Annotated in this window: 32 protein-coding genes and 1 tRNA gene; 17 read left to right on the top strand and 16 right to left on the bottom strand. The window is 72.7% G+C overall.

Translation table 11 applies throughout. The annotated features are described in order from the left end of the window. The first annotated feature begins 4 nt into the window (after positions 1–4). From gcvPA to IFT73_RS08070, 4 genes are all read left to right on the top strand, one after another. Positions 5–1,399 carry an aminomethyl-transferring glycine dehydrogenase subunit GcvPA gene (gene gcvPA, locus IFT73_RS08085; RefSeq protein ID WP_197983847.1) on the top strand — a complete coding sequence of 465 codons (1,395 nt, stop codon included), beginning with the start codon at positions 5–7 and terminating at the stop codon, positions 1,397–1,399. Continuing rightward, positions 1,396–2,949, top strand: a complete 1,554-nt coding sequence (gcvPB, locus tag IFT73_RS08080; protein WP_192167187.1) for an aminomethyl-transferring glycine dehydrogenase subunit GcvPB — start codon at positions 1,396–1,398, stop codon at positions 2,947–2,949. The genes gcvPA and gcvPB overlap by 4 nt, the downstream gene beginning before the upstream one ends. Continuing rightward, positions 2,946–4,685 carry an FAD-dependent oxidoreductase gene (locus IFT73_RS08075; protein ID WP_192167186.1) on the top strand — a complete coding sequence of 580 codons (1,740 nt, stop codon included), beginning with the start codon at positions 2,946–2,948 and terminating at the stop codon, positions 4,683–4,685. The genes gcvPB and IFT73_RS08075 overlap by 4 nt, the downstream gene beginning before the upstream one ends. Before the next feature lie 137 nt (positions 4,686–4,822). Further along, the gene (locus IFT73_RS08070; RefSeq protein ID WP_192167185.1) at positions 4,823–5,059 is read left to right on the top strand and encodes a hypothetical protein; all 237 of its coding nucleotides are present in this window, start codon (positions 4,823–4,825) and stop codon (positions 5,057–5,059) included. A gap of 39 nt (positions 5,060–5,098) precedes the next feature. Here IFT73_RS08070 and IFT73_RS08065 read toward each other — a convergent pair whose 3' ends face one another. Further along, a complete protein-coding gene (locus tag IFT73_RS08065; protein ID WP_192167184.1) occupies positions 5,099–6,262 on the bottom strand; it encodes an FAD-binding oxidoreductase in 1,164 nt (387 codons plus the stop codon). A 58-nt stretch (positions 6,263–6,320) separates the two neighbouring features. Between IFT73_RS08065 and IFT73_RS08060 the strand changes: the two genes are divergently transcribed. Genes IFT73_RS08060 through IFT73_RS08050 form a run of 3 tightly spaced genes read left to right on the top strand, consistent with a single transcriptional unit; the run spans position 6,321 to position 9,437 of the window. Continuing rightward, a complete protein-coding gene (locus IFT73_RS08060; RefSeq protein ID WP_192167183.1) occupies positions 6,321–7,259 on the top strand; it encodes a dihydrodipicolinate synthase family protein in 939 nt (312 codons plus the stop codon). Between the two features lie 2 nt (positions 7,260–7,261). Next, a complete protein-coding gene (locus IFT73_RS08055) occupies positions 7,262–8,311 on the top strand; it encodes a 3-hydroxyacyl-CoA dehydrogenase (RefSeq protein WP_192167182.1) in 1,050 nt (349 codons plus the stop codon). Between the two features lie 31 nt (positions 8,312–8,342). Then, complete coding sequence (locus IFT73_RS08050; protein WP_192167181.1) at positions 8,343–9,437, top strand: NADH:flavin oxidoreductase/NADH oxidase; 1,095 nt, start codon at positions 8,343–8,345, stop codon at positions 9,435–9,437. A gap of 19 nt (positions 9,438–9,456) precedes the next feature. On the opposite strand, the gene IFT73_RS08045 is transcribed toward IFT73_RS08050, so the two are convergent. From IFT73_RS08045 to IFT73_RS08010, 8 genes are all read right to left on the bottom strand, one after another. Beyond that, complete coding sequence (locus IFT73_RS08045; RefSeq protein ID WP_157432389.1) at positions 9,457–9,597, bottom strand: hypothetical protein; 141 nt, start codon at positions 9,595–9,597, stop codon at positions 9,457–9,459. Between the two features lie 80 nt (positions 9,598–9,677). Further along, positions 9,678–9,851: a CsbD family protein gene (locus IFT73_RS08040; protein ID WP_192167180.1), complete on the bottom strand. Its 174-nt coding sequence runs from the start codon at positions 9,849–9,851 to the stop codon at positions 9,678–9,680. A 30-nt stretch (positions 9,852–9,881) separates the two neighbouring features. Next, positions 9,882–10,469 (bottom strand): hypothetical protein, encoded by a 588-nt coding sequence (locus tag IFT73_RS08035; RefSeq protein ID WP_192167179.1) that lies wholly within the window; start codon positions 10,467–10,469, stop codon positions 9,882–9,884. Continuing rightward, entirely contained in the window at positions 10,459–10,986 is a 528-nt protein-coding gene (locus IFT73_RS08030) for a DUF6286 domain-containing protein (protein WP_192167178.1), read from the bottom strand. Before IFT73_RS08030 ends, IFT73_RS08035 begins: the two co-directional genes overlap by 11 nt. After that, complete coding sequence (locus tag IFT73_RS19560) at positions 10,983–11,375, bottom strand: Asp23/Gls24 family envelope stress response protein (protein ID WP_192167177.1); 393 nt, start codon at positions 11,373–11,375, stop codon at positions 10,983–10,985. The genes IFT73_RS08030 and IFT73_RS19560 overlap by 4 nt, the downstream gene beginning before the upstream one ends. Beyond that, entirely contained in the window at positions 11,368–11,544 is a 177-nt protein-coding gene (locus IFT73_RS08020; protein ID WP_192167176.1) for a DUF2273 domain-containing protein, read from the bottom strand. Before IFT73_RS08020 ends, IFT73_RS19560 begins: the two co-directional genes overlap by 8 nt. A gap of 300 nt (positions 11,545–11,844) precedes the next feature. After that, positions 11,845–12,147, bottom strand: coding sequence for a hypothetical protein (locus tag IFT73_RS08015; protein WP_192167175.1), 303 nt, complete (start codon positions 12,145–12,147; stop codon positions 11,845–11,847). Next, positions 12,137–12,631, bottom strand: coding sequence for an Asp23/Gls24 family envelope stress response protein (locus IFT73_RS08010; protein ID WP_192167174.1), 495 nt, complete (start codon positions 12,629–12,631; stop codon positions 12,137–12,139). The genes IFT73_RS08015 and IFT73_RS08010 overlap by 11 nt, the downstream gene beginning before the upstream one ends. A 151-nt stretch (positions 12,632–12,782) precedes the next feature. On the opposite strand from IFT73_RS08010, the gene IFT73_RS08005 reads away from it, so the two are divergent. Both IFT73_RS08005 and IFT73_RS08000 read left to right on the top strand, forming a co-directional pair. After that, positions 12,783–13,361, top strand: coding sequence for an RNA polymerase sigma factor (locus IFT73_RS08005; RefSeq protein WP_371811201.1), 579 nt, complete (start codon positions 12,783–12,785; stop codon positions 13,359–13,361). After that, on the top strand, positions 13,352–13,831 hold the full coding sequence (locus IFT73_RS08000) for a hypothetical protein (RefSeq protein WP_056602869.1): 480 nt from the start codon (positions 13,352–13,354) through the stop codon (positions 13,829–13,831). Before IFT73_RS08005 ends, IFT73_RS08000 begins: the two co-directional genes overlap by 10 nt. A gap of 720 nt (positions 13,832–14,551) precedes the next feature. Here the strand turns inward: IFT73_RS08000 and IFT73_RS07995 are convergent. Together IFT73_RS07995 and IFT73_RS07990 are read right to left on the bottom strand one after the other, a co-directional pair. Then, on the bottom strand, positions 14,552–15,322 hold the full coding sequence (locus IFT73_RS07995; protein ID WP_192167172.1) for a TSUP family transporter: 771 nt from the start codon (positions 15,320–15,322) through the stop codon (positions 14,552–14,554). Positions 15,323–15,332: 10 nt separating this feature from the next. Then, a complete protein-coding gene (locus IFT73_RS07990) occupies positions 15,333–16,043 on the bottom strand; it encodes a FadR/GntR family transcriptional regulator (protein WP_192167171.1) in 711 nt (236 codons plus the stop codon). A gap of 118 nt (positions 16,044–16,161) precedes the next feature. Here IFT73_RS07990 and IFT73_RS07985 point away from each other — a divergent pair, with 118 nt between their 5' ends. From IFT73_RS07985 to IFT73_RS07970, 4 genes are all read left to right on the top strand, one after another. Further along, a complete protein-coding gene (locus tag IFT73_RS07985) occupies positions 16,162–17,478 on the top strand; it encodes an SLC13 family permease (RefSeq protein ID WP_192167170.1) in 1,317 nt (438 codons plus the stop codon). Positions 17,479–17,483: 5 nt separating this feature from the next. Further along, the gene (locus IFT73_RS07980) at positions 17,484–18,692 is read left to right on the top strand and encodes a CaiB/BaiF CoA-transferase family protein (RefSeq protein WP_192167169.1); all 1,209 of its coding nucleotides are present in this window, start codon (positions 17,484–17,486) and stop codon (positions 18,690–18,692) included. Next, a complete protein-coding gene (locus IFT73_RS07975; protein ID WP_371811200.1) occupies positions 18,689–20,125 on the top strand; it encodes a carboxyl transferase domain-containing protein in 1,437 nt (478 codons plus the stop codon). The genes IFT73_RS07980 and IFT73_RS07975 overlap by 4 nt, the downstream gene beginning before the upstream one ends. Before the next feature lie 72 nt (positions 20,126–20,197). Continuing rightward, positions 20,198–20,812 (top strand): trimeric intracellular cation channel family protein, encoded by a 615-nt coding sequence (locus tag IFT73_RS07970; RefSeq protein WP_192167168.1) that lies wholly within the window; start codon positions 20,198–20,200, stop codon positions 20,810–20,812. Between the two features lie 84 nt (positions 20,813–20,896). Here the strand turns inward: IFT73_RS07970 and IFT73_RS07965 are convergent. Then, a tRNA-Lys gene (locus tag IFT73_RS07965) sits at positions 20,897–20,972 on the bottom strand. 122 nt (positions 20,973–21,094) lie between these two features. Next, on the bottom strand, positions 21,095–22,069 hold the full coding sequence (locus tag IFT73_RS07960) for a WYL domain-containing protein (protein WP_192167167.1): 975 nt from the start codon (positions 22,067–22,069) through the stop codon (positions 21,095–21,097). Positions 22,070–22,160: 91 nt separating this feature from the next. Between IFT73_RS07960 and IFT73_RS18625 the strand changes: the two genes are divergently transcribed. Together IFT73_RS18625 and IFT73_RS19265 are read left to right on the top strand one after the other, a co-directional pair. Beyond that, complete coding sequence (locus IFT73_RS18625; protein ID WP_197983845.1) at positions 22,161–22,418, top strand: DUF1761 family protein; 258 nt, start codon at positions 22,161–22,163, stop codon at positions 22,416–22,418. A 30-nt stretch (positions 22,419–22,448) separates the two neighbouring features. Then, the gene (locus IFT73_RS19265) at positions 22,449–22,571 is read left to right on the top strand and encodes a hypothetical protein (protein ID WP_256435464.1); all 123 of its coding nucleotides are present in this window, start codon (positions 22,449–22,451) and stop codon (positions 22,569–22,571) included. Positions 22,572–22,574: 3 nt separating this feature from the next. Here IFT73_RS19265 and IFT73_RS07950 read toward each other — a convergent pair whose 3' ends face one another. After that, positions 22,575–23,132, bottom strand: a complete 558-nt coding sequence (locus IFT73_RS07950; protein WP_192167166.1) for a helix-turn-helix domain-containing protein — start codon at positions 23,130–23,132, stop codon at positions 22,575–22,577. Between the two features lie 47 nt (positions 23,133–23,179). Between IFT73_RS07950 and IFT73_RS07945 the strand changes: the two genes are divergently transcribed. Together IFT73_RS07945 and IFT73_RS07940 are read left to right on the top strand one after the other, a co-directional pair. Next, positions 23,180–24,013, top strand: coding sequence for a class I SAM-dependent methyltransferase (locus tag IFT73_RS07945; protein ID WP_192167165.1), 834 nt, complete (start codon positions 23,180–23,182; stop codon positions 24,011–24,013). 365 nt (positions 24,014–24,378) lie between these two features. Beyond that, positions 24,379–24,807 (top strand): VOC family protein, encoded by a 429-nt coding sequence (locus tag IFT73_RS07940; RefSeq protein ID WP_192167164.1) that lies wholly within the window; start codon positions 24,379–24,381, stop codon positions 24,805–24,807. Positions 24,808–24,816: 9 nt separating this feature from the next. Here the strand turns inward: IFT73_RS07940 and IFT73_RS07935 are convergent, their stop codons facing one another. Further along, a complete protein-coding gene (locus tag IFT73_RS07935; protein WP_192167163.1) occupies positions 24,817–26,055 on the bottom strand; it encodes a HAMP domain-containing sensor histidine kinase in 1,239 nt (412 codons plus the stop codon). Next, positions 26,048–26,791: a response regulator transcription factor gene (locus IFT73_RS07930; RefSeq protein WP_192167162.1), complete on the bottom strand. Its 744-nt coding sequence runs from the start codon at positions 26,789–26,791 to the stop codon at positions 26,048–26,050. The genes IFT73_RS07935 and IFT73_RS07930 overlap by 8 nt, the downstream gene beginning before the upstream one ends. Positions 26,792–26,824 lie beyond the last annotated feature (33 nt).

Here is a 26,824-nt window from a genome sequence, read left to right as displayed (position 1 = left end):
CGTCATGAACCAGGTGCACCCCTACATGGCCAACTCGGCCGCCGGCAGCCGCGCCGCGATGATGAGCGCCCTGGGGATCGACGACGTCGAGTCGCTCTTCGACCAGATCCCGGCCGACCACCGGGCCGGCGTGACGACCGAGGTGCCCGGCATCGTCTCGGAGGCCGCCCTGCGACGCGAGCTCGACCGGCGCCTGCGCGGCACGGTCTCGACCCAGACGCACCTGTCGTTCCTCGGCGGCGGCTACTGGAACCACTACGTCCCGTCGCTGTGCGACGAGGTGGCGGCCCGCCCCGAGATCGCGACGTCGGTGTGGGGCACGCCGAGCTCCGACCACGGACGCAACCAGATCTGGTTCGAGTTCTCGTCGCAGCTCGGCGCGCTGCTCGACACCGAGTTCGTCGGCCTGCCGGTCTACAGCTGGGGCTGCGCGACGGGGCACGCCCTGCGGATGGCGGCCCGCCTGACGGGCCGTGACGTCGTGCTGGTGCCCGACACCGTCGACCCCGAGCGTCGCCGGGTCATCGACACGTACTGCGGGTCGCCCGACCTGCCGGGCTCGATCACGGTGCGCGAGATCCCCGTCGATCCGGCGACCGGCACGCTCGACCTCGCGGCGCTGCGCGCACTGGTCGACGACCGGGTCGCGGCGGTCTACGTCGAGACCCCCAACGCCTGGGGCGTCGTCGAGCACGAGGTGCAGGACGCCGTCGAGCTGGCCCACTCGGTCGGCGCCGAGGCCGTCGTGTCGGTCGACCCGACGTCGCTCGGTGTGCTCCGCCCGCCCGGGTCGTTCGGCGCGGACATCGTCGTGGGCTCGATCCAGCCGCTCGGCATCCCGCTCAACGCCGGTGGCGGGGTCGGTGGATTCATCGCGACGCGCGACGACGAGCGGTACGCCCGGCAGTTCCCGACCCTGCAGGTCAGCGCCGCCCCGACGACCCGGCCGGGTGAGCTGGCGTTCGGCATGACGCTGTTCGAGCAGAGCTCGTACGGCTCCCGTGAGCTCGCGAAGGACTGGACCGGCAACTCCGTGTACCTGTGGGCCGTCCGCGCCGCGGTGTACATGACGCTGCTCGGGCCGCAGGGCTTCGCCGACCTGGGCACGACGCTCGTCCGCAACGTCCGCGCCGCGGCCGCCCTGATCGCCGAGGTGCCGGGCGTGACGGTCCGCCACGCCGACCGGGCGTTCAAGGAGCTCGTCGTCGACTTCACGGCGACCTCGCTGACCGTCGCCGAGGTCGACGCCGCCCTGCTCGAGCGGGGCATCCTCGGCGGGCACGACCTGACCGGCAGCCACGCGGCGCTCGACGGCTGCGCGCTGTACTGCATCACCGAGATCCACACCGAGGACGACGTGCGCGAGCTCGTCGACGCACTGAAGGAGATCTGCGCATGAGCGTCACCCGCCGCTACCACGCGCCCGTCTGGGACGAGCCCGTCGTCCTCGAGCTCGGGGCGCCGGGCCGTCGCGGCTTCGTGCCGCCCGCGCCGTGGTCGGACGACACCGACGACGCGCCGCTGCTGCCGGAGTCGCTGCTGCGCACCGCGCCGCCGGAGCTGCCGGAGCTGGCCGAGTACGAGGCCCGCCGCCACTACCTGCACCTGGCGCAGGAGACGCTCGGCATGATGGGCATCAGCCTGTTCGGCACGTGCACCATGAAGCACAACCCGAGCGTCAACGAGGCCGTCGCCGCCCGTCCCGAGGTCGCGGCGGTGCACCCGCGCCAGGACCCGTCGACCTACCAGGGGCTGCTGGGCATCGTCCACGCCCTCGGCGAGGGCCTGAAGAACCTGTCGGGCATGGACGCGTTCAGCTTCCAGCCCGGGGGTGGCGCCGACGCGGCGTTCCTGCACGTGTGCGTCACGCGGGCGTACCACGCCTCGAGGGGCGAGCTGGCGCAGCGGCGGCAGATCGTCACGACGGCGCAGGCGCACCCGTGCAACCCCGCGACCGCCGCGGCCGCCGGCTTCGAGGTCGTGACGCTTCCCGTCGAGGAGGACGGCTACCCGTCGCTCGAGGCGCTCCAGGCCGCCATCGGACCGCAGACCGCCGCCCTGATGGTCAACAACCCCGACGACATGGGCATCTACAACCCGCACATCAAGCAGTGGGTCGAGGCCGTCCACGAGGTCGGCGGGCTGTGCTTCTACGACCACGCCAACTTCAACGGCGTCATGACGCGCGTGCAGGCCGCCGACCTGGGCTTCGACGCGTGCATGTTCATGCTGCACAAGACGTTCGGCGTCCCGAAGGGCGGAGGCGGCCCGGCCGTCGGCGCGTACGGCTGCTCGGCCGAGCTGGCGCGCTTCCTGCCCGGACCCGTCATCGCCGAGGTCGACGGCGCGTTCGTGCTGGAGGAGCCCGAGCAGGGCGTGGGCCGCGTGCGCGAGTACCTCGGCAACGTCCACCAGCTCGTCAAGGCGTACAGCTGGCTGCGCGCCATGGGCACCGACGGGCTCCGCGAGGCCGCCGATCTGTCGGTCCTGGCCAACAACTACATGGAGCAGCGGATCCTCCAGGTGCCCGGCGTCACGCGGTCGCTGCCCGGGCTGGGCGACCCCCGGCTCGAGATGACGCGGTTCTCGATGGCCGAGGTCACGGCCGAGACCGGCGTGACGGCCGTCGACGTCCAGAACCGCATGTCCGACTTCGGCATCGACGCGATGTGGCTGAGCCACGAGCCGTGGATCGTCCCCGAGCCGTTCACGCCCGAGGCGGGCGAGATGTGGTCGAAGGAGGACATCGACACGTGGATCGACGTGCTGGCGCACGTGCTCGACGAGGCGCGGACCGACCCCGAGCTCGTGCGCACCGCCCCGCACCGGCAGGTCGTCGCGAAGATCGACCCGAGCGGCCTCGACGACCCCGACGGGTGGGCGACGACGTGGCGGGCGTACGTCCGCAAGCACGGCCCCCGTGCGGCGCGCGAGGGGGCGACGGCATGAGGGTGCACCTCCCGGGCGTGGGCCCGGCCGACGACGGCGGCGAGATGTCGGTGCACGGCGAGACGGTCCCCGTGTCCGCGAGCGACACGATCGCCTCGGCGATGGTCGCGGCGGGGTCACGGGGCATGCGCGACGACGAGTCGGCCGGACGCCGCGGCGTCTGGTGCGGCATGGGCGTGTGCCACGAGTGCACCGTGTCGGTCGACGGCGACGGCGGCGTGCTGGCGTGCATGACCCCGGCGGCCGACGGCATGGACGTCCGGGCGCAGCCGGTCCGGCCACCCCTCGACGCCTTCGTGGAGGTCGAGTCGACGCCGCAGTCCGAGCTGACGCCCGACGTGCTGGTCGTCGGGGGTGGGCCGTCGGGCCTCGCCGCGACCGCCGAGCTGGCGCGGCAGGGTCTCGACGTCGTGCTGGTCGACGACCGAGCGTCGCTCGGCGGCCAGTACTACAAGCAGCCCAGCAAGGCGTTCAGCCTCGACGAGCAGCGCCTCGACGCCCAGTTCAGGGCGGGACGTGCGCTCGTGGCCGAGGTGCAGGCGTCGGGTGCCACGATCCTGCTCGGCACCACGGTGTGGGCCGCGTTCGACACCGACCACGTCGTCGCGCGCTCGGACGGGCAGCGGTGGGTCATCCGCCCGCGGCGCCTGGTCATCGCGACGGGCGCCTACGAGCGGGGCGTCCCCGTGCCGGGGTGGACCCTGCCGGGCGTCATGACGACGGGGGCCGGTCAGAGCCTCCTGCGGTCGTACCAGGTCACGGCCGGCTCGCGGATCCTCGTCGCGGGCAACGGACCGCTCAACATCCAGCTCGCGTACGAGCTGGCCCGGTCGGGCGCCGACGTCGTCGGCCTGGTCGAGCTGGGCCGCATCATGCAGCCGACCCGTGGCGGCGCGGTCGCCGCGATGGCCGTGGCGTCGCCGGGCCTGATGCGCGACGGCATGCGCTACCTCGCCTCGCTGGTGCGGCGGCGCGTCCCGCTCGTGACCGGTTCGGCGGTCACGGCCCTCGAGGGCGATCCCGTCGACGGCGTGCGCCGGGCGGTCGTCCGCCGGCTCGACCGCGACGGACGTCCGACGGGTCGTGAGCGGACGTTCGACGTCGACGCGGTGTGCCTCGGCTACGGGTTCGTCCCGAGCAACGACCTGGCCCGTTCGCTCGGGTGCGAGCACGTCTTCGACGCCGATCGCGGCGCCCTGGTCACGCGGACCGACGACTCGGGCCGCACGTCACGACCGGACGTGTGGGTCATCGGCGACAGCGCCCGGGTGCAGGGCGCCAAGTTCGCGCAGGCCCAGGGCCGTCTCGCGGGGTCGGCCGTCGCGCTCGACCTGTCCGGCGCGGCCGGTCGTCCGCCCGCGGCCGACCGGCGTCGGGCCGCCCGCCACCTGAGGTTCCAGAACGCGATGCTCCGGCTGTTCGGCGCACCCGTGCTGACCGACGAGCTCGCGGCGGACGACACCGTCGTGTGCCGCTGCGAGAACATCACGCTCGGCGAGATGGCGGCCGGGCTCGAGGACGGCGTGACGAGCGCGGGCGCGGTCAAGCGGCTCACCCGCGTCGGCATGGGCAAGTGCCAGGGCCGCTACTGCGGCCCCGTGCTGAGCGCCCTGGGCGCGCGGACGACGGGGCAGCCGGCGGGGGAGCGGACGGGCTTCGCGCCCCAGGCGCCGGTCAAGCCGGTGCGGCTGGTCGACGTCGCCAACCCTCCCGAGACGTCGTCGCCGGTGGGGTGACGCACGCGCGGCCGGTGGTCGCCGAGCCGTCCTGCTCCGACGCCACCGTCGCGTCGTGCTGGCCGGCGGACGTGCTGCTGCTCTAGGCTCGACGCACTGGAAGCCGTCTGAGGGCGGACCTGCTCGGGGGAGTGCACATGACCACGACACGCACCACGACACGCATCACCGGCGCCGTCGCCGGCCTGACACTGGCTGCCGGTGTCGGGCTGGTCGGGGCCACGCCGGCCGAGGCGAATGCGGCGAACGTGAACTTCTCGTCGCTGCGCACGTGTCAGTACGGGCAGCGCCAGATGCAGCTGCAGGGGTACAGGATCTACCTCTCGTGCCACAAGATCGCCAACAACGTGTGGTCGTTCTACTACTACTACTGAGCCGGGGGGCCGGCCGCCCCAGACGTCCGCGGCCCGGCGTCAGCTGAAGCGCAGCGGGTCGAAAGGCGTCAGGTCGCGGCCCGGGTCGCGACCCGCCGCGAGGGCCGCGAGCGTCTGCCCCATCAGGGGGCTCGCGGTGAATCCCATGTAGGGGTAGATGCCCACGAAGACGCCCGGGTGGCTCGGCACCTCGCCGAGGATCGGCCGCTGGTCGGGCGTCCCGTTGCCGACGCCGACCCACGTGCGCAGCAGCTTGACCGACGAGATCGTCGGGGCGATGCGCACGGCGATCGCGAGGTTCTCGCGCAGCGAGTCGGGGTTGAGCACCCAGGCGCCGTCGGCGTCGCGTCGCGCGGGCCAGCCGCCCCCGATCAGCAGCGTGCCGGTCGTGGCCTGCTTGAACGTCAGCTTGCCGCCCGCGTAGTAGACCAGGTGGTCGACGAGCGGCTCGATGCGCTCGGTCACGCTGACCTGCACGGCCTCGCTCGTGACGGGCAGGTTGATGCCGAGCATCTCGCCGAACACCGGCATCGTGTCGCCCGTGCAGATGACGACGCTGCGGGTGTCGAACGAACCGTCGGTCGTCACGACGCGGTGGAGGCCCCCGGACGTCCGCTCCAGCCCGGAGACCGACAGGCCCGTGCGCACCGTGGCGCCGTGCCGCATCGCGGCCCGCGCGAACGCGGGGGCCGTCAGCAGCGGGTTGGCCTTGCCCTCGATGGGGCACAGCTCGCCGCCCACGACCTCGTCGGAGACCCACGGCGCGAGCGCCACGACCTCGTCGCGGGTCATCATGCGGCTGTCGATGCCGATCGATCGCTCGAACGCGACCTTGCGCTCGATGTCGGGCAGCTGGTCGAGCCGGTCGGCGAGCAGCAGCCCGCCCTTCTTCTTGACCTCGAGGTCGACGCCCAGCTCGGCCGACAGGCCGTCCCAGACGGCGAGCGAGTCGGCGAGGAAGGCCAGGGCCGGCAACCAGTCACGGGCCCAGTCGTCGCCCATGTGCAGGAACGGCTCGTGCTGGATCTGGCCGTGCAGGCTGCCCGCGTTGCGCCCCGACGCCTCGGTGTTGAGGTCGTTGCGGTCGAGGAGCAGGACGCGCGCGCCGTCGCGGCTCGCGTAGTACGCCGTCGCGGCACCGGTGGCGCCGCCACCGATCACGACGACATCGAAAACTTCTGGCGCCGGTGTTCCCTCTTGCATGCTTCTCATCGTATCGTAGGTGTTCACAGAACGTACAAGTGTTCGCAGAGAGGTCACCATGACAACGCCGCAGGCTTTCGGAGGCAGCTACACCGTTGCCGTCACCCCCTTCACCGACGACGCCAGCGCCATCGACGTCTCGCGGTTGAAGGGGTTCCTGGACTGGCAGCTCGAGTCCGGCGTGCCCGGCATCATCATGCTCGGCTCGACGGGCGAGTTCCTCACGCTGACCCGTGACGAGCGGCGCCTCCTGGTCGACGAGACCGTGCGACACATCGACGGACGCATCCCCGTGCTCGTGGGTGCCACCAACGCGTTCACGCCGTTCGCGATCGAGGCGGCCCGCGACGCCGCCGAGCTCGGCGCCGACGGCCTGATGATCGCGCCGCCGTACTACTACACGCCGACCGACGACGAGGTCTTCTGGTACTACGAGGCCATCACGGACGCCGTCGACCTGCCGATCATGCTCTACAACAACCCCGTCACGACCAACGTCGACATGAGCGCCGCCCTCGTGGCCCGCCTCGCCAAGGCGTTCCCGACGGTGTCGTACATCAAGGAGTCGTCGCAGGAGGTCGAGCGCGTCGGCGAGGTCGTCGAGCTCGCGGGCGACGACATGGTCGTCTACGCCGGTGAGAAGCCCGTCGACTCGTACCTGCTCGGCGCCAAGGGCTACGTCAACCCGTACGGCAACTACATCCCCCGCGCGTCCGCCGGCATGTGGGGGCTGCTCGAGGCCGGCCGCATCGACGAGGCCCGCCACATCGACGACCTGATCCACCGGTTCGACGCGATCATCGCCGAGGGGCACCCGACGTACGGCCACCAGGCGTACTCCAAGGAGCTCGCCCGCCGCCAGGGCCATCCCGTCGGTCCCGTCCGGGCGCCCATCACGCGCTTCGACCAGATCGGTCCCGAGGGCGACGAGAAGGCTGCCCGCATCATGACCGTCCTCGGCGAGATCGACGACTACGCGCAGCAGATCGGCGTGTGACCGTGAGCCTCGTCAACGAGGACACCTCCGCGGGGGACCGGTCGGCGGGCCGCGGCGCCGCCGATCCCGTCGCCGTCGTCGGTGCCGGCAGCATCGGCGTGGCGTGGGCCGTCGTGTTCGCGTGCGCCGGCCGCTCCGTGCGCCTGTTCGACCTCGACCCGCGTCGCCTCGACGCGTCGGTCGAGGAGGTCGCCGACACGATCGAGCAGATGGCCCTCGTCGGGCTGGTCGCCGGGGACGTGTCGACGGTCATCGGCCGGGTGCGGGCCTGCACGAGCCTCGAGGAGGCCGTCGTCGGGGTGTCGTACGTGCAGGAGTGCATCCTCGAGGAGGTCGGCGCCAAGCGCTCGCTGTTCGCCGCGCTCGACGCCGCCACGTCGCCCGGCACCGTCCTGGCCAGCTCGACCTCGACCATCATGGCGTCGCGCTTCGCCGACGGGCTGCCCGGACGCGACCGCTGCCTCGTCGTGCACCCCGGCAACCCGCCGTACTTCCTGCGGGTCGCCGAGATCGTGCCGGCGCCCTTCACGTCCTCCGAGACGGTGGCACGTGCGGTCTCGATGGTCGAGTCGCTCGAGATGGCCCCCGTCGTGCTGACGAGGGAGATCGAGGGCTTCGTCTTCAACCGGCTGCAGGGTGCGCTCCTGCGCGAGGCGTACTGCCTCGTGCGGGACGGGGTCGTGTCGCCCGTCGACGTCGACACGATCGTGCGGGAGGGTCTCGGACGCCGCTGGGCGGTCATGGGACCGTTCGCGACCAACGAGCTCAACACGCGCGGTGGCCTGCGGCAGCACGCCGAGCTGCACGGCCGCGTGTACGCACGGCTGGGCATCGAGCGCTCCACGGAGGACCCGTGGACACCCGATACCGTCGACCGCGTGGCCCGCGAGATCGAGCAGAGCCTCCCGCACGACGACTGGGCCGACAACGTCCGTGAGCGCGACCGCACCATGATCGCGATCGCGGCGCTGATGCGCGGCTTCGACAACCCGCTGAACGGGGTCGCGTCGGCCCCCGCCCCCGCCGTCGCCACGGCACCCGCCGCCACCTGACCCGCTCCGTCCGACCGAAGGAAGCACCTCGATGTCCGCCACCTCCCTGTTCTCCTCCGTCGCCGTCGGCGGGTTGGACGTGCGCAACCGCGTCTGGGTCGCCCCCATGTGCCAGTACAGCTGTCTGGCCCGCGACGGCCACCCGACCGCGTGGCACCGCGTGCACTACGGCGCGTTCGCGACGGGCGGCTTCGGGCTCGTCGTCACCGAGGCGACGTCCGTCGTGCCCGAGGGCCGCATCAGCCCCGAGGACGCCGGCATCTGGTCGGACGAGCACGTCGACAGCTGGCGCCCGGTCGTGGAGTTCGCGCACGAGCACGACACCCGCATCGTGATGCAGCTGGCGCACGCCGGCCGCAAGGCGTCGACGCACTCCGACCTGAGCGGACGCACCGGCACGGTCGAGGCGGCCGAGGGCGGGTGGGAGACGGTCGGCCCGAGCGTCGGGTCGTTCGGCTCGCTCGCGCCGTGCCGCGCGCTGGGCACCGACGAGGTGCGCGCGATGCCGGCGCTGTTCGCCGAGGGCGCCCGGCGCGCCGTGCTGGCGGGGTTCGACGGCGTCGAGATCCACGCGGCGCACGGCTACCTGCTCCACGAGTTCCTGTCACCGCTGATCAATCACCGCGACGACGAGTACGGCGGCGACCTCGAGGGTCGCAGCCGCCTGCTGCGCGAGGTCGTCGCGGCGGTCCGCTCGGTGCTGCCGGCCGGAGCGGCGCTGCTGCTGCGCATCTCGGCGACCGACTGGGCCGACGGCGGGTGGGACCCGGACCAGTCGGTCGAGCTCGTGCAGATGCTCGCGGACGCCGGCGTCGACCTCGTCGACGTGTCGTCCGGCGGGGCCGTCGAGCACCAGGAGATCCCGGTCGGGCCGCGCTACCAGGTGGGCCTCGCCGGGCGCATCCGTCGGGCGACCGACATCCCCACGGGTGCGGTGGGGCTGATCACCGACCCCCGCGACGCGCAGGACATCCTCGACGAGGGGGAGTCCGACGTCGTCCTGCTCGGACGGGCGGCCCTGCGCGAGCCGCGCTGGCCGCTGCGGGCGTCGCGCGAGCTCGACGTCGACGGGTCGGGGCTGTTCCCCGCCCAGTACCGCCGGGCCGTCCTGCGACCCGGTCGGTAGGCGGGCTCCTCGGGTCTGCTCAGCGACGACCGCGGCGCAGGCTGCGGTTGCTGCGGCGCTCGTCGAGCTTCTTGCGGGCGATCGGCAGGCCGACCAGGGCCAGGGCCTTCCAGACGATCCAGCCGAGGACGGTGAAGAGGTTGCGCTTGGGGTGTGCCATGTCTGATGACTCTCGTTCGGTGGGAAGTGGACGTGGCGGGGACGGATCGCCGTCCCCGCCACGCGATGGTGCCGGTGTGACTACTTCTTGAAGGCGTCCTTGACGTTCTCGCCGGCGTCCTTGACGGACGACTTGGCCTGGTCCTTCTTGCCCTCGGCCTTGAGCTCGTCGTTGTTCGTGACGTCTCCGACGACCTCCTTGGCCTTTCCGGCGAGGTCCTCGGCGGCGTTCTTGGCCTTGTCAGCGATACCCATGGTGTTCTCCTTCGATGGTGTGGTGATGGTTCAGCGCACGCGGTGTGCGCTCGCCCGGGTGCGCCCGCTCCGACGGTGGTCGTGGCCGAGGAGCACTCGGCAGACCGTGTGGCCGTCGGGGAAGGCGTCCGAGACGTCGTGGGTGCACCGGCTGGCGGCGGACTCGATGTCGCCTCCGGTGACGTGGGGGTCGAGCTGGCCGCGCAGCTCGATGACGTGGGTGCGTCCCTGGCGGCGGGCCGTGCCCTTGACGTGGGTGACGTTGGTGCGGGCCTCGAAGTCGGCCGCGACGGCCTTGGCGACGCCGCTCAGGTCGACGTGGACGCTGCCGGCACGGTCGGACGCGTCCGGCAGCCGGACCGCCTTCTCGCCGGGTCGGGGCGCGTGCGACAGCAGCCAGACCAGGCCGACGAGACCCAGGACCACGCCGCCGAGGGCGAAGACCCACGGCCACCAGGCGCTCGACTCGACGTCGTCGAGCCGGGCCGTCGAGACGCTGTCGCTCCAGGTGCCGAACCAGCGGTAGCGCCAGTCGAGCAGGGCCACCCCTCCGGCGACCAGGGCGAGACCGACCAGGGCCGTGACCGTCCGGTCGATCGCTGCGAGCCTACGCGTCATGCTTCACCTCCGTGGTCCTGATGGCGACGTCGCGCGCCGTGAGGCCCGCGAGGGCCTCGCGCACGGACGCCTCGACGTGCGGGGCGGCGTCGGGCCGGTCGGACTGCACCGTCACGACGACGCGTCCGCGCCGGTGGGTGGCGCGGGCGGCCGCGACACCCGCGGTGTCCTCGGCGGCGCCGACGGCGACGGCCCGGACGGCCTTGCGGGTGACCCACACGTCCGAGGGTCCCGGCGTGCTCTCGTGCGTGCGCGGCGCGGGCTTGAACGCGACGACGAGCAGGATGAGGCCGATGGCGACGGCAGCGACCGCTGCGACCACGACGCCGGTGCCGGCCGTCAGGCCGTCCGCCGCGTCCAGCAGCGATCCCGTCCACGACGGGCCGCCGGCCCAGCCGCGGTCGACCGCGAGGTCGTGCACCGAGACGACGGCGAGTCCGATCAGGGCGACCCCCAGCAGCAGGGACGCGCCCGATGCCCCGGGGCGGCCGGTGGGCGGCGTGACGCGGGCGCTCACAGGACCCTCCGCGGCGAGGTCGTGGCGCCGACGGCCTCGTCGACGGGCACGACGTGCAGCGTGACGTCGACGCGACCGATGTCGGTGCCCGACAGGCGGGACGCCTCGGCGCGGACCGTGTCGCGGATCGTCGTCGCGAGCTCCTGCACGCGGCACGGCCAGGTGGCCGCGGCGTGCAGGTCGGCGACCGCGACGGAGCCGCGGTACGTCACGGACGCGGACGGCAGGCTGCGGGTCAGCGGGTGGAGCCCGGCGGGACGCGCGACGCATCCCGGCACCTGCAGGGCGGCGTGAGCCACGAGGTGCTCGAGCGCCTTGGTGCGGACGTCGAGGGTGCCGCGCTCCTCGGCGGGCGCCAGGCCCGGGGGAGCCTCGATCGTGTCACTCACGTCGGCCCCTCAGGATGCTCGTGAGGTCGATGTCGCCGTCGAGGTGGGCGCCGGCGGCGAGGCCGATGACGCCGAGCACGAGGGCGCCGAGGAAGGCGCCGAACCCGCCGATCGCGATGGCGATGGCCAGGAGCAGGCCCGCGAACAGGCCGATGATGGAGAGCTTCATGCGATGGTCCTTGGCTTCAGAGTTGGATGTAGCGACGCGAACCCGGGAGACGCCTCGGGAGGAGGCGGCGGAGCCGGTGGATCGCGGCGCGCAGCCCCCCATCCACCCGTGCTTCGGAGCGGGCGCCGGGTCGGATGGGTGTGATCTGGGACGTATGTCCCACTGGGGCGTCGAGCCGGTCGAGCGCGCGGCGCAGCTCGTCGCTGCTGCCGCCGCGGTCGGGATGGTGCTGCTTGATCGCCGCCCGGCGCGCCGCCCGTTGCGCCGCGAGGCGGTCGGCCCGGTCGCCGGACGGCGAGGTCACAGCGTGTCCCCGGGGCCCGCGACGTCCTCGACCGTGACGTGCACGGGCACGTCGACGAGCGGCTCGATCGCGGTGCGGACGTCGTCGGCGGTCGCGACGACCGGGCTGCCCCAGTCGAGGACGATGTGCACCTCGCACGAGTCGTCCCGCAGCCGGACGCCATTGACCCGGCGGCCCGGCAGGTAGGTCGCGACCTCGCCCACGACGCCCGCGTGCAGCGCGCTCACACCGGCCACGGCGAGCGTGGCCGACGCGATGGCCTCGGCGGCGTCGGGGGCCGGCGCCGCGTCACTCGACACGGGACTCGCTGGGCTGGTCGCTGTCGTCGCCCTCGAGGTGCACGTCGAGGACCGTGATGTTGACCTCGGTGACCTCCAGGCCCGTCATGCGCTCGACCGAGCCGATGACGTTGCGACGCACGCCCGACGCCAGCTCGGCGATCGAGACGCCGTACTCGGCGATCAGGTCGACGTCGACGGCCGCCTGGCGCTCGCCGACCTCGACGTTGACGCCCTGGCTCAGGTTGGTGCGCGATCCCGGGATGCGCTCGCGGAGCGCTCCGACGGCGCGGGCCGTGTTGCCGCCGAGGTCGTGGACGCCGCTGACCTCGCGGGTCGCGATGCCGGCGATCTTCGACACGACGGTGTCGGCGATCGAGGTGCGTCCCTGCTGCGAGGCGAGGGGGCCGGTGCTCTCGGCCTTGACGACCTCGGTGGAGGTCGTGCTGGACGTCGTCGCCGGAGAGGTCGTCTTCGCGGCGGAGGTCGTGGTGGTGTCGGCCATGTCTGGTTGCCTTTCGGTTGAACGAACATCTGTTGGTCGTCGCGGGGTGGCCGATCCTCACGCCCACCGCGTCGTGATCTGGGTCACAGTGCCGTGCGGCCGGTGCACCGCTCGAGTGGCGGAGCTCTGGCACCGCCGACACGATGTGTGCGTGCTGAACGACTCAGCCGGCGACGCGTCGGACACGGAGCCGGCCGACCACGTCCTGGTCCGCCGGGTGCGGCTCGGTGACCGGTCGGCGTTCGACGCGATCATCCACCGGCACGGCCCGGGCATGTACCGGTTCGCGATCCGGATGGTCGGCGGTGACCGCACCGACGCGGGGGAGGTCGTGCAGGAGGCGTTCATCTCGGCCTGGAAGAACATCGAGACGTTCGAGGCCAGGTCGTCGCTGCGGACGTGGCTGTTCAGCCTGGTGTCGCGCCGGGCCGTCGACCTGCAGCGCAAGCGGCGCCCGACGCCGGTCGCGGACGACTTCCTCGCGGCGGTCGCACCCCCGGCCAACCGCGACCCCCTGCAGGACGTCATGGACAAGGAGCTCGTCGCGGCGCTGCAGGCCGCGCTGGCCGAGCTGCCGCACCAGCAGCGGGCCGTGTGGCTGCTGCGGGAGCTGGAGGAGATGAGCTACGACGACATCGCGACTACCCTTGCCATGACGCCCGACAGCGTCAGGGGCCAGCTGCACCGAGGCCGCAGGAACCTGGCGGAGAGGATGGCGCAATGGCGGTAGAGCAGACACCCGATCCGCTCGAGCGCGCGACGATCGCGCTGCGCGACGAGACCGAGACGGGGTGGGTCGAGGTCTCGCAGTCGGTCATGGACCGCGTGCGGACGCTCGTGACGCCCGCGTCGGCGGTCATCTCGTTCACCGCCGACGGGCGGGCAGAGCGGGACGCGCGCGGCTCGGTCGTCCGGGTCTCGGGGCGCATCCTCGCGCCGCGTCTGCGCGACGCGGTCGACACCCCTGACCGGGCGGCCGACTCGGTCGACATCGAGGTCGACGACGACCGGTGCACCGCGATCCGCATCGCGCTGGTGTGCCGCTACGGGCTCGACCTGCAGGCCGAGGGGCGTGCCGCGCGCACGGCCGCGGCGGCCGTCGTCCACGAACTGCTGGGTCACGACCCCGACTTCGACCCCGAGCGCGACATCGCGATCGACGTCGTCGACGTCGTCGACGGCGACCCCCACACCGAGTAGCCGACCGGTCGCGAAGCGGGAGGTACCCCAGCTCCGCTCCCTGGCGAACGAAAGCATGCGGTCGCCAGGGAGGCCGCTTGCGGCCGATCGTGAGCGCAGCGAGGCGACATACGCAAGCCCTGACGCTGTGGTTCGCCTCGGGCTTCGCCCTCACGGTCGCTCCGCTCCCTGGCGAACGGGGGTGATCGGTCGCCAGGGAGGCCGCCTGCGGCCGACCGTGAGCGAAGCGAGGCGACGTGACGCAAGCCCTGACGCTGTGGTTCGCCTCGGGCTTCGCCCTCACGGGCCCCCACTCGCTGCGCTCGCGGGAGGTACCCCCAGCTTCGCTCCCTGGCGAACGAGGGCATGCGGTCGCCAAGGAGGCCGCTTGCGGCCGACCGTGAGCGAAGCGAGGCGACGTGACGCAAACCTGTTCGCTGTGGTTCGCCTCGGGCTTCGCCCTCACGGTCGCTTCGCTCCCTGGCGAACGAGGGGGTGGTACCCCCAGCTCCGCTCTCTCTCTGGCGAACGAAAGCGTGCGGTCGCCAGGGAGGCCGCCTGCGGCCTGGGGGTCCCCCCACGAGCTCCGCGAGTAGGGGGCCCGTGAGCGAAGCGAGGCGACGGGTCGCAAGCCTGTTAGCTGTGGTTCGCCTCGGGCTTCGCCCTCACGGTCGCTTCGCTCCCTGGCGAACGAGGGGGTGGCCACGGTCGCTGCGCTCCATGGCCCGGTTGTCGCCGGGGTCAGGTGAGCATGAGGGCGATCGCGGCCGCCGAGCCGCCCACCACCACGAGGCCGCGGAACAGCGCGTCCGGCAGCAGGCGCCCGATGCGTGAACCGACGTAGCCGCCGACGACCGATCCGATGCCGAGCAGGCCGATGACGGCCCAGTCCAGGTCGGCGGCGACGACGAAGATCACGGTCGCGACGACGTTGGCGGCCAGGCACGCGACGGTCTTGAGCCCGTTGACGACCTTGAGGTCGATGTCGAGCCCCAGCCCCAGCACCGCGACGACCATGACCCCCTGCCCGGCGCCGAAGTACCCGCCGTAGACGCCGGCCGCGCCGAGTGCCACGGTCGTCGGGGTCGACGGCAGCAGCCGGTCCTCCTGCGGCCCGGTGCGGCGCTCGCGGAGGCGGCGCGCGACGAGCGGCTGGAACCCCACGAGCAGGCACGCGAACAGGATGAGCCACGGCACGAGCGACTCGAAGACGTCCGGCGACAGCGCGAGCAGCAGCACCGCACCCGCGACGGCACCGACGGCGCTCGTCAGGACGACAGCTGCGGTCACCCGGGGGTGCATCCGCAGCTCGCGGCGGTAGCCGAACGACCCGCTGAGCCCCCCCGGCACCAGGCCGACGGTGTTGGACGCGTTGGCCGTCACCGGGGGGAGGCCGAGCGCCAGCAGCACGGGGAAGCTCACGAGTGAGGCGACGCCGACGGACGCCGCGACGACACCGGCGCCGAAGCCGGCGCCGATGACCGCGAGGTGGTCGAGGGTCGAGAGGTCCACGGGCCCCTCCTCAGTCGCGCGGGGCGTCGCGCAGGAGCGCGACGTCGCTGACCTGCGCGACGTGGTGGTGCATCGCGGCGGCGGCCAGGTCGGGGTCGCCGAGGCGGATCGCGTCGGCGATCCGGCGGTGCGCCGACAGCGAGTCGCGCGGGCGTCCGGGCTGCGACAACGACTCGATCCGCGTCTCGAGGATCAGCTCGCTGATCTCCTGCATCATCTTCTCCAGCAGCGACGAGTGGGCGGCCGCGGTGATCGCCGCGTGGAACAGCTCGTCGCCCTCGACGCCGCGTCCGCCGCCGTCGATGTCGGCCTCCATGACGTCGAGGGCGGCGTCGATCGCGGCGAGGTCGGACTCGGTGCGACGGGACGCGGCGAGGGCCGCGATCTTGGTCTCGAGCGCGTCGCGGGCGTCGATGATGTCGGGCAGGCGCTTGGCGTGGGCGCGAAGGGCGTCGAGCAGCTTGGCCGATCCGCTGGCGTCGGTCAGGACGGCGCCGTCGCCGTGTCGCACCGCGACGACGCCGACGACCTCGAGCGCCACGAGCGCCTGGCTGACGGTGGCGCGGCTGACGCCGAGACGGGTCGCGAGCTCGCGCTCGGGCAGCAGGCGGTCACCCGTCGTGAGGTCGTTCTCGGCGACCCAGCCCATGATCTGCTGCGCGACCTGCTCGTACAGACGCGTGCGGGCGAGGGGCTGCAGACCGGGCTGACGATCGCTCATGCCTTCAGCGTATTGACAAAAGGACCACAGGCCTATTGGCTAGGCCACTAGTCCAAACAGGGTGACGCCGATCACATTAGAGCCTCATGGCGCGGCGTCCGCAGCAGAAGGAGTCCTCATGGGACCGGAATGGGTGGCCATCATCGCCCTGGTGGCACTGTTCGCCATCGGGACGGCGTTGCCGATCAACATGGGAGCCCTGGCGTACGTCGCCGCGTGGCTCGTCGGCATGTACTCGCTGAACCTCGACGAGAAGGAGATCCTCGCGGGTGTCAGCGGTGACCTGATCCTGACGTTGATCGGCGTGACCTACCTCTTCGCGATCGCGAAGAACAACGGCACGGTCGACCTGATCGTGACCAAGGCGGTGCAGCTCGTCGGTGGACGCGTCGCCCTGATCCCGTGGGTCATGTTCGGCGTCACGGCGCTGCTGACCGGCATCGGCGCGGCGAGCCCCGCCGCGTGCGCGATCATCGGCCCGATCGCCCTCGGCTTCGCCGGCAAGTACAAGATCAACCCCCTGATGATGGGCATGTTCGTCGTCCACGGCGCGCAGGGCGGCGGCTTCTCGCCCATCAGCATCTACGGCGTCATCACGAACTCGGTCATGCGCGACAACGGCCTCGAGGTCGGCGAGATGACGCTGTTCCTCTCCAGCCTGGCCGTCAACCTGATCATGGCCGCGATCCTGTTCGTCCTGCTCGGCGGACGGCAGCTGATGTCGCAGCGCATCGACCCCGACAACGACGAGATCGTCAACGACCTGCACACCGGCGGCGCCCAGGTGCCGGCCCGCGGCTACGGCACGAACGCTCCCACCGGCACGCAGGCCACCGGCGTTCGCATGGACCAGGTCCTGACGCTCGTCGCCTTCGTGGGCGTCGCGGTCGTCGCCCTCGCCTTCGACAAGAACATCGGCTTCGTGTCGATCACCGCCGCCGTCATCCTCAACATGCTGGCGCCGAAGTCGCACACCGACGCGGTCCGCGCGATCGCGTGGCCGACGGTCCTGCTCGTCGCAGGCGTCAGCACGTACGCCGCGATCCTGACGCAGGCGGGCTCGCCGGAGTTCGTCGGCAAGTGGGCCGCCGGGCTCGGCGCAGCCGCCATCGGCGCGCTGATCCTCTGCTACGTCGGAGGCGTCGTCTCGGCCTTCGCGTCGTCGACCGCGCTGCTGCCGATCATCATCCCGATCGCGCTGCCGATCATCGCCGAGCACGGCATCAGCGCGATCGCGCTGGTCGCGGCCCTCGCGATCGCCTCGACGATCGTCGACGTCAGCCCGTTCTCGACCAACGGTGCGCTGATGCTGGCCAACCGTCCCGACACGATCAGCGAGCAGACGTTCTACCAGCAGATCCTGACGTACAGCATGATCGTCGTCGCCGTCGGACCGCTGCTCGTCTGGGCCGCCTTCATCCTCCCGGGCTGGTGACCGCCATGACACGCAACGGACCCCTCAGCGACGTCCTCGTCCTCGACCTGTCCCGTGCCCTCGCGGGCCCCCACGCCACGATGATGATGGGCGACCTCGGTGCCCGCATCGTCAAGGTCGAGACCCCCCGCGGAGGTGACGACACCCGCGGCTGGGGGCCGCCGTTCCGCTGGCCGTCCGACGACGGTCACACCGGCGAGCCCGCCGACGAGGGGCGCGAGTCGACGTACTTCCTGTCGGCCAACCGCAACAAGGAGTCGATCGCGCTCGACCTGCGCGGCGACGACGACAGGGCGACGTTCCTGGCCCTCGCGGCCCGGGCCGACGTGCTGGTCGAGAACTTCCGCACCGGCGTGCTCGAGCGATTGGGCCTCGGCATCGAGGCGCTGCAGGAGCTGAACCCGCGCCTCGTCGTCCTGTCGATCACGGGCTTCGGCCACGACGGGCCCGAGGGCGGTCGCGCCGGCTACGACCAGATCGCCCAGGGCGAGGCGGGCCTGATGTCGATCACGGGCTCCGGCCCCGACGACCCGCAGAAGGTCGGCACGCCGATCTCCGACATCCTCGCCGGCATGTACGGCGCCTACGGCGTGCTGGCCGCGCTGCACGAGCGGGAGTCGACCGGCGTCGGCACCGTCGTGCGCACGTCGCTGCTGGCCGCGACCGTCGGCGTCCACGGGTTCCAGGGCACCAAGTGGACGATCGCGGGCCAGGTCGGCCGGGCGATCGGCAACCACCACCCGTCGATCTCGCCGTACGGGCTGTTCCGCTGCGCCGACGGGGCCGTGCAGATCGCGGTCGGCAGCGAGGGCCTGTGGCACGACTTCTGCGAGGGCTTCGGCCTCGACCCCGACACCGAGGGCATCGCGACGAACCCCGAGCGGGCCGGCGACCGCGAGCGGGTCATCGCGCTGGTCGAGGAGGTGTTCGCCGACTGGAAGGCCGCCGACCTGCTCGAGCGGCTCTCGGTCATCGGCATCCCCGCCGGCAAGGTGCGCTCGATCGACGAGGTCTACGAGTGGGACCAGACGAGGAGCCAGGGTCTGCTGATCGACGTCGAGCACAGCACGCTGGGCCCGCTGACGCTGCCCGGTCCGCCGCTGCGCTTCTTCGCGGGGGACGGCGACGAGCGGACGACCACCGAGCACTTGGCCCCGCCGACGCTCGGCGAGCACGGCGACGCGATCCGCGCGTGGCTGGAGGAGGACGAGTGAGCGCCAAGCGCCTGACGGGCCAGGAGCTGCTCGACCTGGTGCTCGACGAGGGGTCGTTCACGTCGTGGGACGAGCCCGTCGACCACTCCGGCGTGGGCGACCAGTACCGCCAGGACCTCGAGTCGGCGGCCGAGCGCGCGGGCACCGACGAGTCGATCCTGACCGGGCGCGGGCTCATGCGCGGACGGCCCGTCGCCGTCGTCGTCAACGAGTTCCGGTTCCTCGCCGGCTCGATCGGGCGGGCCGCGGCGCTGCGCATCGTCGCGGCCGTGCGGCGGGCGACGGCCGAGGGGCTGCCGATCCTCGCCACGACGGCGTCAGGCGGCACCCGCATGCAGGAGGGGACGCCCGCGTTCGTCCACATGGTCGACATCTCGCGCGCGCTGATGGACCACAAGGGCGCCGGTCTGCCGTACCTCGTCTACCTGCGGCACCCCACGACCGGCGGCGTGTTCGCGTCGTGGGGGTCGCTGGGGCACATCACGATCGCCGAGCCGGACGCCCTGATCGGCTTCCTCGGGCCGAAGGTCTACGAGCTGCTCGAGGGACGGCCCTTCCCGGCCGGCGTGCAGACGTCCGACAACCTCGCGCACCGCGGCATCATCGACGCCGTCGTCGAGCCGGGTCTGCTGCCCGAGCTGGTCGACCAGGCGCTGAGCATCCTGGTCGACCCCGCCACGGGGTCGACGCGCGAGCGTCGCACCGACGCGGTCGTGCGCCGCCGGTCGACGTGGGAGTCGATCGAGCTGACCCGGCGGTCCGACCGCGGCGGCGTCCGCGACGTGCTGCGGCACGGCAGCGACGTCACGGTGCGGCTGCAGGGCACCGAGAAGGGCGAGCGTGACTCGGCCATGATCGTCGCCCTGGCGCGCCTCGACGGCCAGCCGTGCATCGTGATCGGCCAGGACCGTGCCAAGCAGACGCCCGAGACGCCGATGGGTCCGGCGGCGCTGCGCGAGGCGCGTCGTGGCATGCGGCTGGCCAACGAGCTCGGGCTGCCGCTCGTGTCGTTCATCGACACGCCCGGTGCCGAGCTGTCGCCGAGGGCCGAGGAGGGTGCGGTCGCGGGCGAGATCGCGCGCTGCATCAGCCTGATGTCGACCATGAGGGTGCCGACCGTGTCGGTGCTGCTCGGGCAGGGCTGCGGGGGCGGGGCGCTGGCGCTGCTGCCGGCGGACGTCGTGGTCGCGACCGAGAACTCGTGGCTGTCGCCGCTGCCGCCCGAGGGGGCCAGCGCGATCGTGCACGGCGACGTCGAGCACGCCCCCGAGATGGCGCAGGTGCAGCGCGTCGGCGCGATCGACATGTTCGAGGACGGCTCGGTCCACCATCTCGTGGCCGAGCCGGACGACGACGACCCCGCGTCGTTCGGACGGGCCGTGGCCGCGGAGGTCGCGGCGCACCTGCGCGAGCGGACGTCGATCCCGGCATGACACGGCGGTGAGGGGGCGGACATGATGGCGACATGTCCGCCCCCTCCCCATCGCCCGTGCGGTGACGTCGCGATGACGCACGCGGTGATCGCGACGCTCGAGCACGTCGGCATCTTCATCTTCGCGATGTCGGGGGCGCTCGTCGCCGTCCGCCTGCGGCTCGACGTCTTCGGGATCGCGGTGCTGGCGCTCATCACGGGGCTCGGCGGGGGAGTCGCGCGCGACGTCGTGATCGGCGACAACCCGCCGGTCGCGTTCGAGAGCTGGGGCTACCTGCTGTCGGCGCTCGCGGCGGCCGCCGTGGTGTTCGTGGAGTCGGGGCGCATCGGACGTCGCGAGCGCCCGATCCTGGTGCTCGACGCGATCGGGCTGTCGCTGTTCTGCGTCACCGGAGCGATCATCGGCGTCGACGCGGGGCTCGGCGTCCTGCCCGCGTCGCTGCTGGGGCTGGTCTCCGCGGTCGGCGGCGGCATCATGCGCGACGTGCTCTCGAACCGGGTGCCCGTGATCTTCGAGGGAGACCTCTACGCCGTCCCGGCCCTGGTCGGCTCGGTCATGGCGGCGGTCGTCGCGACGCAGGAGTGGCCGTCGTTCCTGTTCGTCGTCGCCTCGGCCACGTGCCTGGTCTGGCGCCTCGCCGCGATGTTCCGCGGGTGGTCGGCGCCGCGTGCGCGCGGATCGATCTGACCGCCGGTCGACCGACGACCGTCATCGCATGGACCCGCCTCCGCACCGACCGGCCGGCACGACGACGGCAGCGGTGCCGTGAGGTGGTGGGCCCCGTCGGACTCGAACCGACAACCCGCGGATTAAAAGTCCGCTGCTCTGCCAATTGAGCTAGAGGCCCGGGACGGGGAAGAGGTCTCCCGCGCGTCCAGGTCGAGTATCGCAGAGGCCGGCGTCGTGCGTCGCGCCTGTCCGGCTCGCGGGGCGGTGGCCGAGCCACGTGTCACGAGATCGACGGGTGGCTCAGGCACCGCCGGCGGCGGCGAAGCGGCGGGCGAGGGTGGCGAAGGCGTCGGCGAGCTCGGGCGGGCCGACGACCTCGACGTCGGCGTCGAAGCGGGCGATCGTCGCAGCGAGCCCGACCCACGACCACGCGCCCGTGGTCAGGCGGCAGCGGTCGTCGCCGACGGGCTCGACGACGCCGTCGGCCAGGTACGTCGCGACGTCGGCGGCGGGCAGGTCGAGCACGACCTCGCCGTGGCAGGGCCACCCCCCTGAGGGATCGGTGCTGCCGCGGAAGGTGCTGGCGACGTACGCGGAGACCTCGCCGCCCGGCACCTCGCGTGGAGTGAAGCGCGGTCCGTTGGGGATGCGCGGTGTCATGCGGTCGACGCGGAACGTGCGCCAGTCGTTTCGGTCAAGATCCCAGGCGACGAGGTACCACCGGGCGCCCCAGGTGACCAGGTGGTGGGGCTCCGCCCGGCGCGGTGGCCCGGAGGCCGACGAGCTGGACGCGGCATAGTCGAACCTCAAGGTCTCGCGGGCGTGCACCGCCGCGCCGATCGTCGTCAGCGCCGCGGGTTCCACCGGCGCCTCGGGCCGGACCGAAGGACGTCGGACGGCCGTGACGGTCAACGAGTCGACGCGGTGCCTCAGCCGCGACGGCATCACCTGGCGGACGGTGGTCAGGGCACGCACCGCGCCCTCGCCGATGCCCGAGCCGCTGCTGGCGGCGAGCTGCAGCGCGACGGTCAACGCCACGGCCTGTTCGTCGTCGAACAGCAGGGGCGGCAGCTCGGCGCCGGCCTCGAGGCGGTAGCCGCCGTCGGGTCCCTTGGCCGCGGCGATCGGGTAGCCGAGCTGACGCAGCCGGTCGACGTCGCGTCGCACCGTTCGCGCGCTGACGTCGAGCCGCTCGGCGAGCAGCGCGCCGGGCCAGTCGCGCCGCGCCTGCAGCAGCGACAGGAGTGACAGCAGTCGTCCGGACGTCGTGAGCACATCTCGATGATCGCAGGAGAAGAGGACCGAAGCTGACCGCTACCCCCGGGACGATGAGGTCGTCCCACCATCTGCAGAACCGGAGCACCACATGTTCGACCTCTCCTCGATCGACTGGATCGCCGTCCTCCTCGCCACCCTCGCGCTCGCCGTCCTCGGGGGTGTCTACTTCGGTGCCGTCGTCCCGAAGCCCTATGCCGTCGCGCTCGGCCGCGAGGGGCAGCCGCCCGCATCGGGCGCGTTGACGTACGCGGGACCCGTCGCGTGCAGCATCGTGATCGTTGTCGCCAGTGCGTTGTTGATGGCCACGCTCGACATCGACTCGATGGGCGACGCCCTCGTGTTCTGAGCGATCGTCGGCGTCGGCTACCTGACGCCGATGGCGTTCACGATCGCGATCAACCCGAACGTCCCGCGGCCGATGCTCTACGGGCTGATCAACGCCCCGTACTTCGTGGTGAGCGGTCTCGTCACGGCCGTCATCGTGCAGCTGCTCGCCTGATCGCTACGTGTGCGCCTGGCGGCCGTCCTGCGTCAGGATGCTGAGGATCTCGACGGGACGTCCGCCGTGCGCGCCGATCGCGTGGGGTGTCATGGTCGAGAACTCGGCGGCGCTGCCGGCCTCGACCACCACGAGCCGGTCGCCGAGCCGCAGCTCGGCGGTGCCCGACAGCACCGTGAACCAGTCGCGGCCCGGGTGCACGGCGGCCTCGTCGAGGGGCGGCGCGGGCTTGGTGATCCGCATCTTCGCGACCGTCAGCTCGTTCGGCGTGCGCTCGTGGGCGAGGGCCCAGATCGTCATGCCGCGCCGCTCGTTCTGCTGCGGACGGATGACGACGTCCTCGTCGGCGTGCGACTCGACGAGCTGGTCGAGCGTCGTGTCGAGGGCCTTCGCGATCGGGATCAGCTGGTCGAGGGCGATGCGGCGGCTGCCGGTCTCGATGCGGCTGAGGTTGGACGGGCTGAGGTGCGCCCGCTCGGCCAGGGTGTCGAGCGACCACCCGCGGGCCGTGCGGAGCGCGCGGATGCGCAGGCGGACCAGCCGTTCGGCGTCTTGCTCCATGCGCAAGATGATATGTCTCAGGCGCAAGTCGTGTCTAGGCTGGGAGCATGCCCCACGGACACGACCACGACCACGGCCACGACCACCCGCAGCGCGCGCTGCTGCCCCGACTGCTCGACCTCGACGCCGAGGTGCACGCCCACCTGCTGACGGAGGCCGTCGCGGCGGTCGCCGACCTGGCCGACGGTGCCGGGCCGGTGCGCCGCGTCCTCGACGTCGGCGCCGGGACGGGCACGGGGTCGGTCGCCCTCGCCGAGCGGTTCACGACGGCCGAGGTCGTGGCGGTGGACGTCGACGAGCGGATGCTGCAGCGCGTGCGCGAGCGAGCTGCGTCCGCCGGTCTGGGTGACCGCGTCTCGACCCTGCTCGCCGACGTCGGCTCCGACACCCCGGACCTCGGACGGGCCGACGTCGCCTGGTCGTCGATGGCGCTGCACGAGGCCGCCGATCCCGTCCGCGCGTTCGGCAACCTGTTCGACGCCCTCCGACCCGGTGGGCTGCTGGTGGTCGTCGAGATGGACGCGCCCTCGATGGTGCTGCCGCGCGGGCTGGCCGGGTTCGAGCAGCGGCTGCGCGACGCCGCGGGGGCGACGCCGGCCCACCGGCCCGACTGGACGGCCGCGCTGGCGTCGACCGGCTTCGACGACGTCGCCACCCGGACGCTGTCGATCGACCACGACCTGCCCGCGGACGGGCCGGCGGGGGAGTACGCCGCGCTCGAGCTGCGGCGGATCGGTCACGTCGCCGCACCGCGGCTCGACGAGCCGGACCGGTCGGCGTTCGAGCACCTCGTGGGCGACGGGCCCGGCAGCGTCCGCGGGCTCGGCGACCTCTGGGTGCGCGGCACCCGCACCCTCTGGTCGGCCCGCCGCCCAGCCTGACCGGGGACCCTGGCGGCCGAGATCGGGCGCCAGGCGCGAGGGACGAGCGACGTGAGCGGAGCTGGGGGCGGCGACCTGCGCAAGAATCCGCCTCGGTCGCTGGCGCTCCCTCACGGTCGGCCGCGGGCGGCCTCCCTGGCGAACGGAGACCCGGGCGCTGGCGCTCCCTCACGGTCGGCCGCGAGCGGCCTCCCTGGCGAACGGAGACCCGGGCGCCAGGCGCGAGGGACGAGCGGAGCAAGGCGCCCCACCCAGACTCGGCCTGGTCGGCTGACGAGGGCGGCCCGGGTGACGGTTTGGTCGGGCGGGATCGTCGGCTCCGTGCGAACGTGGGAGGGAACCCAGACCCCAGCACCAGGAGCACCATGCCCGTCGCAGTGAACGACTACAACCACGTCCGCCTGACCGTCCGCGACATCGACGTGTCTCGCTCGTTCTACGACTCCGTGTTCGGCTTCGACGTCGCGTTCGAGCTGCCGCCGAACCCCGACGAGAAGACCAAGGAGGAGCTCGCGTTCCTGTTCGGTGGTGTGATCTACAGCTTCGGCGGCGGCCTGCTCGGCCTGCGCCCGGTCGCACCCGGCGACGACCACTTCCACGAGGACCGCACGGGCCTCGACCACCTGAGCTTCACGGTCGCCGACCTGGCCGCCCTCGAGGACGCCGTCAGGGTGCTCGACGAGCTCGGCGTCGCCCACGAGGGCATCAAGGACCTCGGCGAGGCCGGCACCGCGATCCTCGAGTTCCGCGACCCCGACAACATCGCCCTCGAGCTGAGCGCCCCGACCGCCTGACCGGAGCGGTCAGGCGTCGATGCGGCGGCGCGGCCAGGGCAGCGCCAGCACCAGGCCCGTCGTCGCGGCGTCCTCCACCCCGACGAAGCCGCCGAGCGACTCGGCCTGCGTCGCCGCGGCGACCAGCCCGGTGCCGGTCTGACCGGCCGGCGCCGCCTGGACGATGCCGGTCGCGAGCGTCCGGTCGCCCTCGTCGAGCACCCGCAGCCGCGCGTGCGTGCTGAGGCGGACGGCGTCGATCGTGACGTCGCCGGTGCCGTCGGCGAGGGCGCGCTCGACCAGGGCGTCGAGGATCTGGTCGACCGACGCCCGGACGATCGGCAGCGAGATGTCGTCCGACGGCCCGGCGTGGACCGTGCGTCCGGCGGCACGCGCACGGTCGGCCCACCGTGCGGCGGTCTGCTCGGCGAGCACCGCGAGATCGGTCTGCGTGACGGTGCCGAGATGGCTGCCGTCGCCGCGCTCCAGCAGCGACGTGACGACACCGCTGAGCCGGTCGACCTCGGCCAGGCTGTGCTGCAGCTCCTCGGCGACGTCGGGCGGCGTCTGGGGCCACAGGCTGAGGTCCTCGAGCGAGAGGCGCAGCGCCGTCAGGGGTGTGCGCAGCTCGTGGGACGCGACGACGCTGAGCTCGCGCTCCCGCTCGACCAGGGTGCCGAGCTGACCGGCGGCGCGGCGCAGCGCCGTGCCGAGGTCGTCGGCCTCCTTGATCCTCGACCGGTGCACCTCGGTGTCGAAGTGTCCGTCGCCGATGCGGGCGGCATCGTCGGCGAGCCGCCGGAACGGGCGGGCGAAGCGACGCGCCAGCAGGGTGCCGACCAGTGCGGCGACGATCGCCAGGGCCACCGTGAGCAGGACCAGCGGGAGCAGCGCGTCGCGGACGCGCTCGGACTGGACGGAGCCCGACTCGGTGAGGGTGACGCGTCCGCCACCGTCGACGGAGGCGCTGGCGCTGAGGTCGTCGGGCCCGACGACGTCCGTCCCCCCGACCCTCGACGATCCCGCGGGGTCGACGTACGTGACGACGCGGTCACGTCCGGCGAGCGCCGCGAGGAAGTCGCCCGTGACGCCGTCGGGTCCGCGCTCCTGGGCCGCGATCGCCACGGACGCGAGCGAGGCCGACTCCCGCAGGCCGTCGCGCTGCTGGTCGCGCACGAGGTCGGCGGTCGAGAAGCCGCGGACCACGCCGAATACCACGAGGATGACGGCCGTCAGGGCGACCAGCGTCACGACCAGGCGGCTACGCATCGCTCCCGTCCCCGCCGCTCTCCAACCGGAACCCGACCCCTCGCACCGTGACGATGCGGGCGGCCGTGCCGCTGTCCTCGAGCTTCTGCCGCAGCCGGCCGATCGTGGTGTCGAGCGTCTTGGTCGAGCCGAACCAGTTCTCGTCCCACACGTCGTCCATGACGCGCTCGCGGGTGAAGACGGCTCCCGGGCTCGAGCCCAGCAGTGCCAGGACGTCGAACTCCTTGGCCGTCACGACCAGCTCGTCGGCGCCGACCCACACGCGTCGCGCGTCGGAGTCGACCCGCAGGTCGCTCGCGGCGGACGGGTCGGGGGTGGGCGCGGGCGCGGCCGTCACGGAGGAAGCCGGAGTGGCGACGTCGGCGGCGGGGGCCGCGCGACGCAGCAGGGCGCGGGTGCGCGCCAGCAGCTCGGCCAGGCCGAAGGGCTTGGCGAGGTAGTCGTCGGCACCGACGTCGAGGCCCACGACACGGTCGAGCTCGCCGCCACGGGCGGTCAGGATCAGGACGCCCCCGAGGTAGCCGCTCGCCCGGATGCGACGGCACACCTCGAGCCCGTCGACGTCGGGCAGCCCGAGGTCGAGCAGCACCAGGTCGACGCCGCCGGCCTTCACCCGGTCGACGGCGGGGAGCCCGGCCGCGACCCGTTCGACGACGTAGTCCTCACGCTCGAGGGTGCGGATGAGCGGAGCGGCGATCTGGTCGTCGTCCTCGACCAGGAGCACGAGATGGGGCATCTCAGAGAGCATACGGGGATCGTCTTCCGCGGA

Origin of the sequence: Aeromicrobium sp. CFBP 8757, assembly GCF_014841755.1 — a bacterium.
In the GTDB taxonomy this organism is placed as follows: domain Bacteria; phylum Actinomycetota; class Actinomycetes; order Propionibacteriales; family Nocardioidaceae; genus Aeromicrobium.
This window is presented reverse-complemented; position numbering and strand designations above follow the sequence as displayed.